Source organism: Streptomyces sp. NPDC058279 (assembly GCF_042881255.1).
GTDB lineage: Bacteria > Actinomycetota > Actinomycetes > Streptomycetales > Streptomycetaceae > Streptomyces.
The window spans coordinates 1-13,822 of sequence record NZ_JBHVYA010000010.1 but is presented as its reverse complement, the minus strand read 5'-3'; the positions used below and the strand labels follow the sequence as shown (position 1 = coordinate 13,822).

Sequence of the window (13,822 nt, the reverse complement as noted above, 5' to 3'; positions counted from 1 at the left end):
CACGGATGGGCCATTTCCGGATACCGGGCCATGGCCCGATCGCACGACCACCGCCGCGAAGCCCGACTATTCGGCGATCTTCCCGGCGTAAATGTCCCCGCTTGGCGGCAATGTCACGGTGACCGGAGTCCCGAACCCGTAGAGCAGCGTGGTCGACGACACATCGATCACGCCATTGTTGACATAGCTGAATCGGTGCCGGACCTTGCGCAGCCGCCCTTCCATGTCCAAGTAGGCGTCGAACGGGACCGTGTCCTCGCTGAACCCTTTCGCCGCCGCCTCCAACGCTCCCCGGACCCCTGGCGAGGCACTGCGCGCGGCCCGCCCGATGTCGGTGGTGCCCTGGTAGTGCCGCACCTTGGTGCCCGCCAGGTCGGTCTCGCCGACATACGTGACCTGCTGCGCGCCCCGCAGCAGTTCGGCCGCGACCAACGGGTCGGTGGCGCCGCCGGTGACCAGGTTCCCGTCCGCGAGGGTCGTCGTGTCCACCCGGACCCACTTGTCGGCGGGGACGCCCGCCCCCCGGTTCTTCATGTAGAGCGCGCCGGGGACGAGGAGCTCGGTGATGGGCCGGTGCTCCGCCTTGCCGGTCACATCGGCCGGCAGCATCACCAGCAACTGGCCCATCCGGCTCTTGAAGTCGACGCCGCCCTCGCCGCGGATGGTGACCCGGGTCCCGCCGGTCGCCATCTCCATCGCCGTACGGGCCTGCGCGCTGCCCGCGCCGGTGAGCGCGTCGGCGGCGCCGCGGACCACCGCGGCCGGGTCCTGCGGGGGCCGGTCGTCGCCGCTCGCCGGGCCGCCGCAGCCGCTGATCACGGCCATGGCCAGCGCGACGCCGGCGGCGAGCACCGCCTCGCCCGCACGCCCTCGTCGCCGCCTGTGCTGGTGCACCACCATCGCCTGCCAACCCCCAACGCGTGCCCGCTGTTTGCCCGAGGCCCCACCCGTTCCGTTTAACGAGGTCCGGGGTGTCCCGTCACGGGCCGCTGCCGGTACCGTGGTGTCGTGGATCCGCACACCGAAGCGAGCGTGTCTCCTCCGCTTACCGCTGTGCCGCCGCCCCGTGACCCGGGCGAGCCCGCACACACCACGACCACCGCCGAACGCGGGTCGTTCTGCCTGGCGGTGTGCAGCTGCGGCTGGACCGGCCCGGCCCGCCGCTCCAGAGACCTGGCCCGCAGGGACGCCACGCGGCACACGTCGGGATAGCCGGGGCGGGTCGCCCGTTCGGACGGCCCCGACTGGCCGGGCCGCCCGCCACCGGGTGCCCTTGACTCATGCCAGGACCTCGACGGGGACCCCGTTTCGCGGCGCTCGTCTGGGCCGTGTCGCTCATCGCCCTGACCCCGCCCGCGGCCTGGGCCCGCCCGGTCGGCTCCGCCGACGGCCCGGCGGACGTAGCCCTGGCCATCGCCGTCACCACGGCCGCGGCCATCACCACGGGCCTCTGGCTCCGCTCCCGCTACCACCGCGACGACCACAACGACGACTGACCCCCCACGGGGCCCGCCCAATCCAGCCCCGCCGGCGTTCGTCGCGCTCTTTCCAGCCCCGCCGGCGTTTGAGGCGGTCTTTCCGGCCCCACCGGCGTTCGTCGCTCTTTCCAGCCCCGCCGGCGTTTGAGGCGCGGGGCCCGGGGCGGAGCCCCGAGAAGCCCGGCGCAGCCGGGGCCGCTTGCGCCACGGCGCCGCACCCGGCCACCGCACCCCCGGCCAAATCCAGCCCTGCCGGCGTTTGAGGCGCGGGGCCCGGGGCGGAGCCCCGGAAAGCCCGGCGCAGCCGGGGCCGCTTGCGCCACGGCGCCGCACCCGGCCACCGCACCCCGCCCGGCCAGGGCTCAGGCCGCGAGGTCCTTCTCCCCGGCCCCCGCCTCCACCTCCGCCCCCACCACCGGCCGCGCCACCACGGCCCCCCGCCCACGCCTCCGCGCCACCCGCACCACCGGCCCCAACACCGCCATCGCCAAGGGCGCCGGCACCAGCACCACCGCCGTACCCAGCGCCAGCCCACCCACCACGTCCGTCGGGTAGTGCACCCCCATGTACACCCGGCACAGCCCTTCCAGCAGTGCCAGCCCGATCCCGATCACCCCGAGCCGCCGGTTCGCGACGAAGAGCCCCACACCCAGCGCCATCGCCAGCGTCGCGTGGTCGCTCACGAACGAGAACCCGGACGCGTCGAACCCACCGGCCCCGCCACCGACCCCGCCCCCGGCCCCGCCGCCCACCACTTCCAGCCCCTCGTGCTGGAGGAACGGCCTCGGCCGCCCCACGAACCCCCGCAACGGCACGTTCACCAGCAACGCGATTCCCGCCGCCAGCGGCGCCCACACCAGCGCGGCGAACGACTCCACCGTGCTCGCCTCGTCCTGCCGCCGCAGCCCGCGCCAACACCACAGCACCAGCAGGACCAGCGCCAGGGGAATCCCGTAGTCGCCGATGACGCCCACCGCGCGGTCGATCCAGTCCGGCGCGCGCCGGGCCAGGCCGTTGATCTCGTACAGCAGGCTTACATCCACATTCGGCCCACCGGTCGTGAGTCCAGCCATGGTGATGCGGTCCCTTGCCCTTGCCTAGGTCCGTGCGGACGCACCCGGCGCACGCCTCGTCATCCCCCGCCGATCAGCTCCTGTGCCCATGGAACGCCCGTCGTGGCACGTACGTTCCACTCTCCACGGGATGATCACTCCAACGTTATCCAAGAGAGACTGATCGTCGCAGCTCAGGGCCCATGCTTAACGCTCCGTCACGAACCCTGCGAGGCACCCGCCATGCGCTCCGGAAGAGCCTCCGCGCCGTCCTTCGTGACCCTGGTCGCACCGAAGTAGTCGGGCGTGTCGATCTTGTCGAAGCGGATCACCGCCCCCGTGTAAGGCGCGTTGATCATGTAACCGCCGCCCACGTAGATCCCGACGTGCCGAATGTCGCGAGAGTTCGTCAGATCATCGGAGAAGAAGACCAGATCACCGGGGAGCAGTTCCGCCCGCGCGGGGTGCGGCCCGGCGTTGTACTGGTCGTTCGCGACGCGCGGCAGCTCGACGCCCACCGACTCGTACGCCGCCTTGGTCAACCCCGAGCAGTCGAACCGGCCGCCCTGGTCGGCCGTCCCGTTGCCACCCCACAGATACGGCGTCCCCAACTGCTTCTGCGCGAAGTACAGTGCCCCCGACGCCTGTTGCGACGGCGTGACCCGGCCGAGCGGACGCTCGAAGCTCTTGGCCAGAGTGGTAATCGTCTTTACGTACCCTTGCGTTTCCTTGTACGGCGGCACCCCGCCGTACTTGATGACCGCGTAGGACCCGGCGTTGTACGCCGCGAGCATGTTCCCCGTCGCGTCGCCGCCCACCCCCGCGACGTCCTTCGCCAGCTCGCAGTCGTACGAAGCCGCCGACGGGATGGCGTCGTTGGGGTCCCAGATGTCCCGGTCGCCGTCCCCGTCACCGTCCACCCCGTGCCCGGCCCACGTCCCCGGGATGAACTGCGCGATCCCCCGCGCGTCCGCCGGACTGACGGCATTGGGGTTCCAGCCGCTCTCCGAGTACAGCTGGGCGGCCAACAAGGCCGGGCTGATCGCCGGGCACAAGGTGCCCCACTTCTGCACCAGCGACTGGTACTTGCCCGGCACCGCGCCCTTCGCCAGCCCCATTGCCCTGCCGCCGGCGCCCGCGCCCATCAGTCCCGCCGCCGCGGAGTACGTCCCCACGACGAGCAGCACGAGGAAGCTCAGGGCCACTCCGATTCCGATCCCGCCGACCATCCAGAATCTGCGCACCCGTCAACCCTCCCCCACACCGCCCCATTCCGACGGGTGATTCCCGTCTCCCGCGCCGACAACCCGATCAACCCACCCGGAAGCCGGAACACCGGACCCCCGTGTACCGGTTCGACACGTCCCCGACGTCGTGGAACCCCACCGCCCAGTCTCCCGGGTCGCCGGCGAGCGGCAAAGCCCCCCAAGCCTTCCGGCCACGCGCCGGCCGAAAGCGACCCCCGTCGTCCTTACCTCGGCGCGACGAACAGGCTCTGCGCGCCGCGCCCGATGGGCCCCTTCTCGTCGTGCAGCCGCGCGTCGGCGAGGCCGACCCCGGCCGCGTCCACGCTCGTACGGGCCTCCACGCACACCCACTCGCCCACCGGATGACGGTGCAGATGGACGGTCAGGTCGCCGTTGACGAACACGTAACGGCCGAAGTCCAACACCGCGCTGATGCCGTTGCCCGAGTCGGCGGCCACCAGCACCCGGTCCAGCGGGCGGGACTCCTCCCCCGCGATCAGCGGCACCCTCATGCGCATCCAGCAGGTTCCCGGACCCGGCTCGGCGAACGCCCCGGCGGCGAACCGGGTCTCCATGGCCGTGTGGTACCCGATCTCCCAGGGCAGCTCGAACGGGGTCTGCGCCACCTCGCCCGGCGGCGGCAGCTCCGGCCCGGGCACCACCGCCGGTACCGCGTCCCGCGCGACCCGGATCCGCAGCGCCCGCGCGAGCATCACCGGCGCGGCCCCGACCGGGGCGAGCGCGGCCTCCACCACCTCGGTACCGCGGCCCGCGCGCACCACGCTGGTGGTGATCTCCAGCTCACCGATCGGTACCGGGCGCAGGATCTCGTACGTGATCCGCGCGATCCGCATGTCCTCGCGCGCGCCGGCCCGCTCCTCGACGGCCCGCCCGACCAACGCGGCCGGCGGCCCGGCGTGCTGGGAGCGCTCGTCCCACGGCCCGCGCGTGAACGCCGTGGCCCGGAAGCGCCCTGTGTCGACCCGCTCGAAGAACCCCTCGGCAACACCCATGCCCCGCACGCTACCCACAGGTAACCCCCGGCACCACCCTCCCCCACCCGAGCCGGAGCCAAGGCCGCCGGCGCCCGCGACAGGCGGCAGACGACAATGGGCGGGTGTCGACCAACCCCACCCCCGCCCTGCACGCCGACTGCGCCAACTGCTTCGCGCTCTGCTGCGTCGCCCTCCCCTTCGCCAAGTCCGCCGACTTCGCCGTGAACAAGGCCGCCGGCACCCCCTGCGCCAACCTCCGCCAGGACTTCCGCTGCGGCATCCACACCGGCCTGCGCGACAAGGGCTTCCAAGGCTGCACGGTCTTCGACTGCTTCGGCGCGGGCCAGCAGGTCTCCCAGGTCACCTTCGGCGGCCGCGACTGGCGCACCCACCCCGGCACCGCCCGCCGGATGTTCGAGGTCTTCCCCGTGATGCGACAGCTCCACGAGCTGCTCCACTACCTCACCGAGGCCCTCACCCTCCCGGCGGCGGCCCCCCTCCACGACGACCTGCGCGCCGCGCTCGCCACGACCACCGAGGCCACCGGGGCGGACGCCGACAACCTGGCCCCCTTCGACGTCGGCGCCCTGCGCCAGGACATCAACACCCTCCTCCTCAAGACGAGCGAACTCGTCCGCGCCACCGCCCCCGGCCGGAAGAAGAAGAACCACCGCGGCGCCGACCTGATGGGCGCCCGCCTCGCCGGCGCGGACCTGCGCGGAGCCAACCTGCGCGGCGCCTACCTGATCGCCGCCGACCTCTCCGGCGCCGACCTGCGCACGGCCGACCTCATCGGCGCGGACTTCCGCGACGCCGACCTGCGCGACGCGGACCTGCGCGACGCCCTCTTCCTCACCCAGCCCCAGCTCAACGCCGCCCGGGGCTCCGCCACCACCCGCATCCCCCCTTCCCTGACCCGCCCCTCCCACTGGACCTGAGCCACCCCACCACCGGCCCACACCACCGGCCCCGCCGCGCACACCCCGCCGCACCGACAATCATTGCCCGGCGTCACCCACCGTGATACACAGAGTGACCATACGTTCTTCCGTATACACACCGCCTCCGCCCAGGTCAGGGCGACGAGGCGGGGGCCGGCCCGGGAGAACGGGTAAAGAGAGCCGTCAAGTCGACGACGAGGGCGGTTTCATCAGGGAAGATAGTGCGTAACCCCTGCCGTCGGGCAGGGACTACCGGAACTACCCATACTGGGGCGGTGAGTTACATGATCCTGGCAGCCGAAAAGGGCGACATCACCACCATCATCGGCGGAATCGCCCCGAACTGGGGGCCGTTCGGCAGTCTCGGCAACGAAGCGAAGGTCATGGTCGAGGTGGTCATGGCCGTCGCGATCCTCCTCTGCCTCGGCATCGCCATCTGGGGCGCCGCCAAACAGCGCATCGGCGCGACGGCCCTGCGCGACACGTTCAGCGCGGAACAGGGCAAGGGCCTGATCGTGGCCGGACTCACGGGCGTCTTCATCATCGGCTCCCTGGGCACCCTCTTCACGATCGTCTACGGAATGGCCGTCTAGCCGTGCCGCCCGCCGGCCGTCGTACCTGATGGCGAATCAACACACCGCGGCCACGCGGCCACGAGCGCTACCGTCGTACGACGCGGAGGGGGCGGACACGGAATGAGCAACGACGACCAGTACGGTGGCGGCGGCTACGGCGAGGTCGGCGGCACGGGCCAGACCCGCACCCGCCTCCCCGACACCCCCACCGACCCCTACGGCACCCCCCGCCGCACCCCCCGCGCCTCCCGCGGCCTGATCACGGTGGTCGGCGTCGTGGTCCTCCTCATCGCCGCCATCGCGTTCGCGAACCAGTCGGGGGACACCGCCCCACCCGCCTCCTCGGACAAGGCCCCGGCCACCACCCCCACCGCCCCCACCGGCACCCGCCCCCTCACCCCCCAGCCCGGCACCCTCCCCAAGGGCTTCGCCCACGACGAACAGGGCGCCCAGTCCGCCGCCGCCAACTACACGGTCGCCCTCGGCTCCGACGGCATGCTCAAGCGGGACCAGCGCCACGCGATCATGGACGCCCTCTACACCCCCACGGCGTCGGCCGCGCGCAAAGGCACCCAGGACTCCGCCTACTCCACCGCCTTCCTCGCGAGCCTCGGCCTCGACGCCGACGGCAACGCCCCCCAAGGCAGCGTCTTCGTCACCCGCGCCGTCCCCGTCGGCACCCGCGTCGACAGCTACAGCCCCACCAACGCGAAGGTCTCCGTCTGGTACACGGGCCTGCTCGGCATGTCGGGACCGAAATCGACCGACCCCGTGCGCACCACCTGGAAGACCTGGACGTTCGAACTGACCTGGGCCGGCGAGGACTGGAAGGTCAGCGCCGACACCCAGCAGGACGGCCCCGCCCCCGTCCCCGGCGACGTCCCCGCCTCCACGTCCGACGACATCAGCAAGGCCGTCAAGGAGTTCGGAGGGTTCACCTATGCCCGGTAGCCGCCGTAACGGCCGGCCCTTCCGCATCGCCGGAACACTGGCCGCCGTACAGACCGCACTGGTCGTGCTGTCCGCCCGGGCCTTCGCCGCACCCACCCCACCGCCCACGGCCACCCCCGGCCCGAGCGCGTCCGCCCCTCAGAGCGGCAAGTGCGAAGGGGTCATCGGCCCACTCAAGGAATCCTGCGAGCGCAGCGTCGGAGGCAACCCCACCGGCAGCCCCAACACCGGCCTGACCACCAACACCCCTGACGCCATCAACCCCCTCGCCTCCCTCGCCAAGGGCTGCGCCGACGCCGCCGCCTGGATCATCGGCAAGCTCGGCGAAGCCATCAAGGGCACGGCCACCGTCGACTTCACCAACCCCGCCTTCCTCCAGCAGTACGCGGTCGTCTTCGCCGCCAGCACCATCCTCACCCTCGTCCTGTGGCTCCTCGCCGTCGCCAAGCGCGCCATCCGCGGCGTCCCCCTCACCACCGCCATGTCCGAAGCCATCGGCTTCCTCTGGCTCACCGTCCTCGCCTCCGCCTTCACCCCCCTCATCCTCTACACCGTCGTCTCCGCCACCGACGCCGTCACCCAAGTCATCGCCACCGCCACCGGCGGCCAGGGCGACGTCTTCTTCGGCTCCTTCGCCGAAGCCCTCAAGAAGGGCGACAACATCGGCGGCGGCCCCATCATGCTGATCGTCGTCGCCCTCGTCACCGTCCTCGCCGCCGGCGTCCTGTGGCTGGAGCTCGTCATCCGCGCCGCGCTCCTCTACGTCGGCGCCCTCCTCGGCACCGTCGTCTACGCCGGCCTCGTCGACCGCAACATGTGGGGCCACGTCCGCCGCTGGGCCGGCATCATGATCGCCGTCATCCTGGTGAAGCCGGTCATCGTCATCGTCCTCGGCCTCGCCGGCGCCCTCGCCGGCGACAAGGGACCCGACGCCTTCTCCGCCGTCGTCTCCGGCCTCGCCATCATCCTCCTGGCGATCTTCGCGTCCGCCATGATCTACCGCTTCGTCCCCGGCTTCGGCGACGAGATCGCCTCCGCCCGCTCCAACCGCAGCAAGGCCACCGACGGCGCCCAGGCAGCCGCCGTCATCAGCTCCCCGGCCTCCCTCGTCTCCCAGGGCATCAAGACACACAGCAGCCGCGGCGCCCACCGCGCCGGCGGCGGCGAAGGCGGCGGCGCCCCCCGCCCCGCCAACCCCATCTCCGGAGGCGTGGCCGCCCACAGCAGCCGCCCCACCGGCGGCGGATCCGCCGGCGGAACCGTCCCCTCCGCCGCGCCCGCGCCCCGCACTGGATCGAGTACGAGGAACACAGGAGGTGACGGGCGTTGACGACCCAGTCCCACCAGCTGCACCCGGTCGCGCCCCGCCGCACGTATCTCATCGGCCGCGCCAGGCCGAACGCGATCGTCGGCAAGAACCGCGAAACCGGCGAGATCGCCCTGATCATCGTCGGCGCGTTCTTCGGCATGATGAGCGGACTGCTCGTCCCCGACCTCGCCCTGCGCATCGTGAGCCTCGCCGGCTTCCCCCTGCTCGCGCTCGCCGCCGTGTACGTCCCCTACAAGGGCCGCACCTTCTACAAGTGGTTCGAGATCAACCGCAGCTACAAGCGCACCCTGCGCCGCGGCGCCACCTACCGCTCCGGCGCCATGGAAGCCGGCGTCCGCGCCGCCGACGGCCGCGAGGTCGAAGTCGGCCCACCCCCCGGCATCGGCCGCATCAACTGGCTCGCCGCCCCCTTCGGCCCCGACGAGATCGCCGTCCTCCTCCACGCCGACCGCCGCACCGTCACCGCCGCCATCGAGATCGAGGGCCCCGGCGTCGGCCTGCGCGACAGCGAGGACCAAGAAGCCCTCGTCGACCGCTTCGGCACCCTCCTCAAGCACGTCGCCAACGGCGACGGCTTCGTCACCCGCCTCCAGATGCTCGCCCGCACCCTCCCCGCCGACCCCGACGCCCACGCCAAGGACGTCGCCCAGCGCGGCGACACCAAAGCCCCCGTCTGGCTGCGCGACTCCTACGACCAACTCCAGTCGATGGTCTCCACCTCCTCCGAGCAGCACCGCGCCTACCTCGTCGCCTGCATGCACTACACGCGCGAACTCGCCGCCGAGGCCCACACCATCGCCCGCGCCTCCACCCCCCACAAGGGCCGCAAACTCGACCGCGACGCCGGACTCGCCATCGTCATGGCCCGCGAGCTCACCGACATCTGCGCCCGCCTCGCCGAAGCCGACATCCGCGTCCGCCAACCCCTCGGCCAGGGCCGGCTCTCCTCCCTCGTGCACTCCATGTACGACCCGGACCACCCCATCGACCACATCCAGGCCATGACCAAGCGCAACGCCTGGCCCGCAGAACTCGACGCCGTCGAACCCACCTACCTCCAGGCCAAGACCCGCGAGTCCTCCACCCGCGCCCCCTGGTGCCACGCCACCGCCTGGGTGAAGGAATGGCCCATGACCCCCGTCGGCGTCAACTTCCTCGCCCCCCTCCTCGTCCACACCCCCGACGTCATCCGCACCGTCGCCGTCACCATGGACCTGGAGCCCACCGAAGTGGCCATCGAGCGCATGCTCACCGAGAAGACCAACGACGAGGCCGACGCCAGCCGCGCCGCCAAGATGAACCGCACCGTCGACCCCCGCGACATCGCCGCCCACGGCCGACTCGACCAAAGGGGTGAAGATCTGGCCAGCGGTGCGGCGGGAGTCAACCTCGTCGGGTACATCACGGTGTCCTCGCGTTCACCCGAGGCCCTCGCCCGCGACAAGCGGACCATCCGCGCCTCGGCCGGCAAGTCCTACCTGAAACTCGAATGGTGCGACCGCGAGCACCACCGCGCCTTCGTCAACACCTTGCCGTTCGCCACCGGCATCCGACGCTAGCCGGAAGGAAGTGCCGCCCATGCGAGACCCGATGTCCGCGCTGACGGACGCCTTCACCAGCTTCCTCTTCGGCAAGGTCGAAACCACCCGCCTGCCCGTCCGCACCTCCACCGGCCAGGCCCAAGCCGTCTACCTGCCCACCGCCGCCCCCGGCCTCGGCGACTCCGGCGTCATCATCGGCCGCGAGGTCTACAGCGGCAAGGGCTACATCTACGACCCCTTCCAGCTCTACGGGCAACAGCTCCCCGCCCCCCACTGGCTGGTCCTCGGCGAATCCGGCAACGGCAAGTCGGCGCTCGAAAAGACCTACGTCCTACGCCAGCTCCGCTTCCGCGACCGCCAGGTCGTCGTCCTCGACGCCCAAGGCGAAGACGGCGTCGGCGAATGGAACCTGATCGCCCAGCAGCTGGGGATAACCCCCATCCGCCTGGACCCGATCGCCGCCAACGACGACGGGATCCGCCTCAACCCCCTCGACCCGGCGATCACCACCACCGGACAGCTCGCGCTGCTCCGCACCATCATCGAAGTCGCCATGGGACACGGCCTCGACGAGCGCGCCGGCTTCGCGCTCAAGGTCGCGCACGCCTACGTCGTCGACACCGCCCGCGACCGCCAGCCCGTCCTCACCGACATCGTGGAACAGCTGCGCCACCCCAAACCCGAATCCGCCGAAGCGATGAACGTCGACATAGACGATGTCCGGGCCTGGGGCCTCGACGTCGCCCTCGTCCTCGACCGCCTCGTCGACGGCGACCTCCGCGGCATGTTCGACGGCCCCACCACCGTCGGCATCGACCTCGACGCCCCGCTCATCGTCTTCGACCTGTCCCACATCGACCGCAACTCCATCGCCATGCCGATCCTCATGGCGATCGTCGGCGTCTGGCTGGAACACACCTGGATCCGCCCGGACCGCAAGAAGCGCATCTTCCTCGTCGAAGAGGCATGGCACATCATCAACAGCCCCTTCGTCGCCCAGCTGTTCCAGCGCCTCCTCAAGTTCGGCCGCCGCCTCGGCCTGTCCTTCGTCGCCGTCGTCCACCACCTCTCGGACGTCGTCGACGGAGCGGCGGCCCGCGAAGCCGCGGCCATCCTCAAAATGGCCTCCACCCGCACCATCTACGCCCAGAAGGCCGACGAGGCCCGCGCCACCGGCCGCGTCCTCGGCCTGCCCCGCTGGGCCGTCGAAATCATCCCGACCCTCACTCCCGGCATCGCCGTCTGGGACGTCAACGGCAACGTCCAGGTCGTCAAACACCTGATCACCGAAGCCGAACGACCCCTCGTCTACACCGACCGCGCCATGACGGAATCCTCCGCCCCGCAACTCCCCGACGACCTGCTGGCAGCCGAACTCGAAGCGGAACAGCGCGCCCTCCTCATGGAACGCCACCGCAACGGCGGCCCCGGCTCGGCGACCACGGTGGCGTAGCCATGCCCGACCCACGACGTACGGCCCCACCCGCGCGCACCGGAGGCATCCCCGACGGAGTGCTGGTCGGCCTCCTGGCCTTCCTCCTCGGCCTCGCCGTCCTGATCTGGTCGGCCACCGGCCTGGCAGCCCTCTTCGCGAAGGGCGCCTGGCCGGCCACGGTCACGTTCACCCGCACCCCGGGGGCCGTCCGCGCCCTGATAACGGAACCCCACGACATCGCCGCGGCCTGGCCCGACACCGACCCCGCGGCCCTCTCCGGCTGGGGCCTCTTCTGGGGCCTCTTCATCAGCCAGCTGCTGATCCTGCTGGTCCTCACGGTCTTCACCCTGGGCCTCATCACCCGCACCCGCGCCCGCCGCCACCCCAACCTCGGGCCCCAGCCACCGCCGGCCGCGCAGCCACACACAGCCCCGCCAGCACACCCAGCCCCGCCGGCGTTTGAGGCGCAGGGGTCCGGGGGCAGCGCCCCCAGCACCACCCCCGCACCGGCACCCGCACCGCCACCCGCCCCGACCGACGACGCCTACCGCTACGGCTTCGGCTACGCCCCCACCCCCACACTCACCCCCGCCGCCACGGCCCCCGCCCCAACGCCCCGCCTCGCGTACGCCCCACCCCCCGCCCGCCACTCCGCGGCCACCACCTTCCTCACCCACGCGGAAGGCGCGGCCCTCGTCGTCACGTCCTCCCCCACCCTCTGGTCCACGACCAAGGACGCCCGGGCCAAACTCGGCCCGGTCCTCCTCTACGATCCCACCCACCTCTGCGACACCCCGGCCCGCATGCACTGGAACCCCACCGAAGGCTGCGCCGACCGCGAGACCGCCGTCGCCCGCGCCATCGCCCTGCTGGCCCCCGTCCGCCCCCAGGCCCGCATGGACGCCGCCACAGCCGACACCGCGGAAACCCTCCTCCGCAGCTGGCTCCACGCCGCGGCCCTCGACGACCGCCCCTTCAAACAGCTCCACCGCTGGGCCCAAGGCACCAACGCCCAAGACCCGGTCCGGATCCTGCGCACCCACCCCAAGGCCGCCCCGGGCTCCGCCGGCGAACTCGAAAGCGCCCTCACCGCCCACGCCGAACGACGCGAGCAAGCACAGCACCTGACGGCCCGTGCCCTCTCCTGCCTCACCTCGGTGCACATCCGCGAGGCGTGCAATCCGCACCGAACGGATTCGCTGACCCTGGCATCGTTCGTCAGCGAGGGGGGAACCCTCTACGTGGTGGGAGAACCCCTGGAAGACCCCCGTACCCACCCGGGTGCGATGCCCCTGCTGACCGCACTCGCCGCAAACGTGGTCGAGCACGGCCGTCGCATGGCCGCCAGGTCATCCCACGGTCGGCTCGACCCACCACTCACGCTCGTCCTGGACGACATCGCCGCCGTCGCCCCCATCCCACAGCTCCCCGAGCTGCTCCAGGACGACACGCTCCCGCTCCTCGCCCTCTGCCGGAGCCGGGAACAGGCCCGCGCCCGTTGGCCGGAGGCCGCCGAGTTCACCCCCGCCGGCCGCCCGACCGGCCCGGGCCCACTCCGGCAGGCCCCCTAACCCTGCCCGGGCCTCGCGAACACGTACTCCCGCTCCTTGGCCCCGCCCCGGTCCCCCGGCATCGGCACGGTCACCCCGCTCTCCCGGAAGCCGAACCGCCGGTAGAACGCCTCGGCCCGCGCGTTCTCCTCGTGCACGAAGAGACGTACGCGCTCCACCTCCGGCCCCTCCAACGACCACGCCCATTCCAGCGCGGCCTCGAACAACGCCTCCGTCAGGCCCGTCCCCCGCTGCTCGGCCCGCACGAACACACCCACCAGGTGCCCCTGCTCCTGCTCGACCGGCTCACCGAAGTAGTCCGGCACGCCGGCCGTCTCGACCAGCAGCGTCACCGACCCGTCCCACTGCCCGTCCGCCGCTTCCGCGACGAACTGCCGGGCGCCCCGCCCTTCGCAGGCCCGCTCCGTCCGTCCCTGCCAGAACTCGTCCGGCTGGGCTTCGGCTTCTTCCACCGACTCCAGGAAAGCAACGGGTGCCGCCGGATCCCGCAGCGCGATGAGCCGCAGCTCCTTCGCCTTCTCCCACTCGTCGCGCCGCACCGGCCGTATCACATGTCGCGTCATAACAGCGGATCCAACCACACGCCCCCGCGCGCCCGCACCACATAATCCATCCGGCCGGTAAACGCAGAAAAGCCCCGCACCGAACCCGATAACGGGCTGGTGCGGGGCTTTCCCACAATGATTGTTCGGCGGCGTCCTACTCT

General features: G+C 71.8%; 13 protein-coding genes. 8 read left to right on the top strand and 5 right to left on the bottom strand.

All coding sequences use genetic code 11. The features are described from left to right. Positions 1–66 precede the first annotated feature (66 nt). Positions 67–900, bottom strand: coding sequence for a hypothetical protein (locus tag ACFVXJ_RS19945; RefSeq protein ID WP_389663290.1), 834 nt, complete (start codon positions 898–900; stop codon positions 67–69). A gap of 380 nt (positions 901–1,280) precedes the next feature. Here ACFVXJ_RS19945 and ACFVXJ_RS19940 point away from each other — a divergent pair, with 380 nt between their 5' ends. After that, positions 1,281–1,496: a hypothetical protein gene (locus ACFVXJ_RS19940; RefSeq protein ID WP_389663288.1), complete on the top strand. Its 216-nt coding sequence runs from the start codon at positions 1,281–1,283 to the stop codon at positions 1,494–1,496. 344 nt (positions 1,497–1,840) lie between these two features. On the opposite strand, the gene ACFVXJ_RS19935 is transcribed toward ACFVXJ_RS19940, so the two are convergent. The 3 genes from ACFVXJ_RS19935 to ACFVXJ_RS19925 all read right to left on the bottom strand — a co-directional run bounded on the left by ACFVXJ_RS19935 (position 1,841) and on the right by ACFVXJ_RS19925 (position 4,790). Continuing rightward, the gene (locus ACFVXJ_RS19935) at positions 1,841–2,551 is read right to left on the bottom strand and encodes a phosphatase PAP2 family protein (RefSeq protein ID WP_389663287.1); all 711 of its coding nucleotides are present in this window, start codon (positions 2,549–2,551) and stop codon (positions 1,841–1,843) included. A gap of 197 nt (positions 2,552–2,748) precedes the next feature. After that, positions 2,749–3,759 carry an NlpC/P60 family protein gene (locus ACFVXJ_RS19930; RefSeq protein ID WP_389663608.1) on the bottom strand — a complete coding sequence of 337 codons (1,011 nt, stop codon included), beginning with the start codon at positions 3,757–3,759 and terminating at the stop codon, positions 2,749–2,751. Positions 3,760–4,001: 242 nt separating this feature from the next. Then, a complete protein-coding gene (locus ACFVXJ_RS19925; RefSeq protein WP_389663285.1) occupies positions 4,002–4,790 on the bottom strand; it encodes a thioesterase family protein in 789 nt (262 codons plus the stop codon). A 104-nt stretch (positions 4,791–4,894) separates the two neighbouring features. Between ACFVXJ_RS19925 and ACFVXJ_RS19920 the strand changes: the two genes are divergently transcribed. The 7 genes from ACFVXJ_RS19920 (at position 4,895) to ACFVXJ_RS19890 (ending at position 13,116) form a co-directional block, all read left to right on the top strand. Then, positions 4,895–5,710, top strand: coding sequence for a pentapeptide repeat-containing protein (locus ACFVXJ_RS19920; protein ID WP_389663283.1), 816 nt, complete (start codon positions 4,895–4,897; stop codon positions 5,708–5,710). Between the two features lie 287 nt (positions 5,711–5,997). Next, positions 5,998–6,306 (top strand): hypothetical protein, encoded by a 309-nt coding sequence (locus ACFVXJ_RS19915; RefSeq protein ID WP_136213834.1) that lies wholly within the window; start codon positions 5,998–6,000, stop codon positions 6,304–6,306. A gap of 102 nt (positions 6,307–6,408) precedes the next feature. Next, positions 6,409–7,239 (top strand): hypothetical protein, encoded by an 831-nt coding sequence (locus ACFVXJ_RS19910; RefSeq protein ID WP_389663281.1) that lies wholly within the window; start codon positions 6,409–6,411, stop codon positions 7,237–7,239. Next, positions 7,229–8,569, top strand: coding sequence for a hypothetical protein (locus ACFVXJ_RS19905; RefSeq protein WP_389663279.1), 1,341 nt, complete (start codon positions 7,229–7,231; stop codon positions 8,567–8,569). Before ACFVXJ_RS19910 ends, ACFVXJ_RS19905 begins: the two co-directional genes overlap by 11 nt. Next, positions 8,566–10,128, top strand: coding sequence for an SCO6880 family protein (locus ACFVXJ_RS19900; RefSeq protein ID WP_389663277.1), 1,563 nt, complete (start codon positions 8,566–8,568; stop codon positions 10,126–10,128). The genes ACFVXJ_RS19905 and ACFVXJ_RS19900 overlap by 4 nt, the downstream gene beginning before the upstream one ends. A gap of 19 nt (positions 10,129–10,147) precedes the next feature. Further along, positions 10,148–11,563, top strand: a complete 1,416-nt coding sequence (locus tag ACFVXJ_RS19895) for an ATP-binding protein (protein ID WP_361314377.1) — start codon at positions 10,148–10,150, stop codon at positions 11,561–11,563. Between the two features lie 2 nt (positions 11,564–11,565). Then, positions 11,566–13,116 carry a type VI secretion protein gene (locus tag ACFVXJ_RS19890; RefSeq protein WP_389663275.1) on the top strand — a complete coding sequence of 517 codons (1,551 nt, stop codon included), beginning with the start codon at positions 11,566–11,568 and terminating at the stop codon, positions 13,114–13,116. Here ACFVXJ_RS19890 and ACFVXJ_RS19885 read toward each other — a convergent pair. Next, positions 13,113–13,679 (bottom strand): GNAT family N-acetyltransferase, encoded by a 567-nt coding sequence (locus tag ACFVXJ_RS19885; RefSeq protein WP_389663273.1) that lies wholly within the window; start codon positions 13,677–13,679, stop codon positions 13,113–13,115. The two genes, ACFVXJ_RS19890 and ACFVXJ_RS19885, sit on opposite strands and share 4 nt — an antisense overlap. Between the last annotated feature and the right edge of the window lie 143 nt (positions 13,680–13,822).

What these genes read in the sequence shown, in the direction of transcription:
- ACFVXJ_RS19930 (WP_389663608.1), bottom strand. Translation starts at nt 3,759, where the DNA reads ATGGTCGGCGGGATCGGAATCGGAGTGGCCCTGAGCTTCCTCGTGCTG.
- ACFVXJ_RS19935 (WP_389663287.1), bottom strand. Translation starts at nt 2,551, where the DNA reads ATGGCTGGACTCACGACCGGTGGGCCGAATGTGGATGTAAGCCTGCTG.
- ACFVXJ_RS19915 (WP_136213834.1), top strand. Translation starts at nt 5,998, where the DNA reads ATGATCCTGGCAGCCGAAAAGGGCGACATCACCACCATCATCGGCGGA.
- ACFVXJ_RS19925 (WP_389663285.1), bottom strand. Translation starts at nt 4,790, where the DNA reads ATGGGTGTTGCCGAGGGGTTCTTCGAGCGGGTCGACACAGGGCGCTTC.
- ACFVXJ_RS19890 (WP_389663275.1), top strand. Translation starts at nt 11,566, where the DNA reads ATGCCCGACCCACGACGTACGGCCCCACCCGCGCGCACCGGAGGCATC.
- ACFVXJ_RS19905 (WP_389663279.1), top strand. Translation starts at nt 7,229, where the DNA reads ATGCCCGGTAGCCGCCGTAACGGCCGGCCCTTCCGCATCGCCGGAACA.
- ACFVXJ_RS19885 (WP_389663273.1), bottom strand. Translation starts at nt 13,679, where the DNA reads ATGACGCGACATGTGATACGGCCGGTGCGGCGCGACGAGTGGGAGAAG.
- ACFVXJ_RS19940 (WP_389663288.1), top strand. Translation starts at nt 1,281, where the DNA reads ATGCCAGGACCTCGACGGGGACCCCGTTTCGCGGCGCTCGTCTGGGCC.
- ACFVXJ_RS19945 (WP_389663290.1), bottom strand. Translation starts at nt 900, where the DNA reads ATGGTGGTGCACCAGCACAGGCGGCGACGAGGGCGTGCGGGCGAGGCG.
- ACFVXJ_RS19895 (WP_361314377.1), top strand. Translation starts at nt 10,148, where the DNA reads ATGCGAGACCCGATGTCCGCGCTGACGGACGCCTTCACCAGCTTCCTC.
- ACFVXJ_RS19910 (WP_389663281.1), top strand. Translation starts at nt 6,409, where the DNA reads ATGAGCAACGACGACCAGTACGGTGGCGGCGGCTACGGCGAGGTCGGC.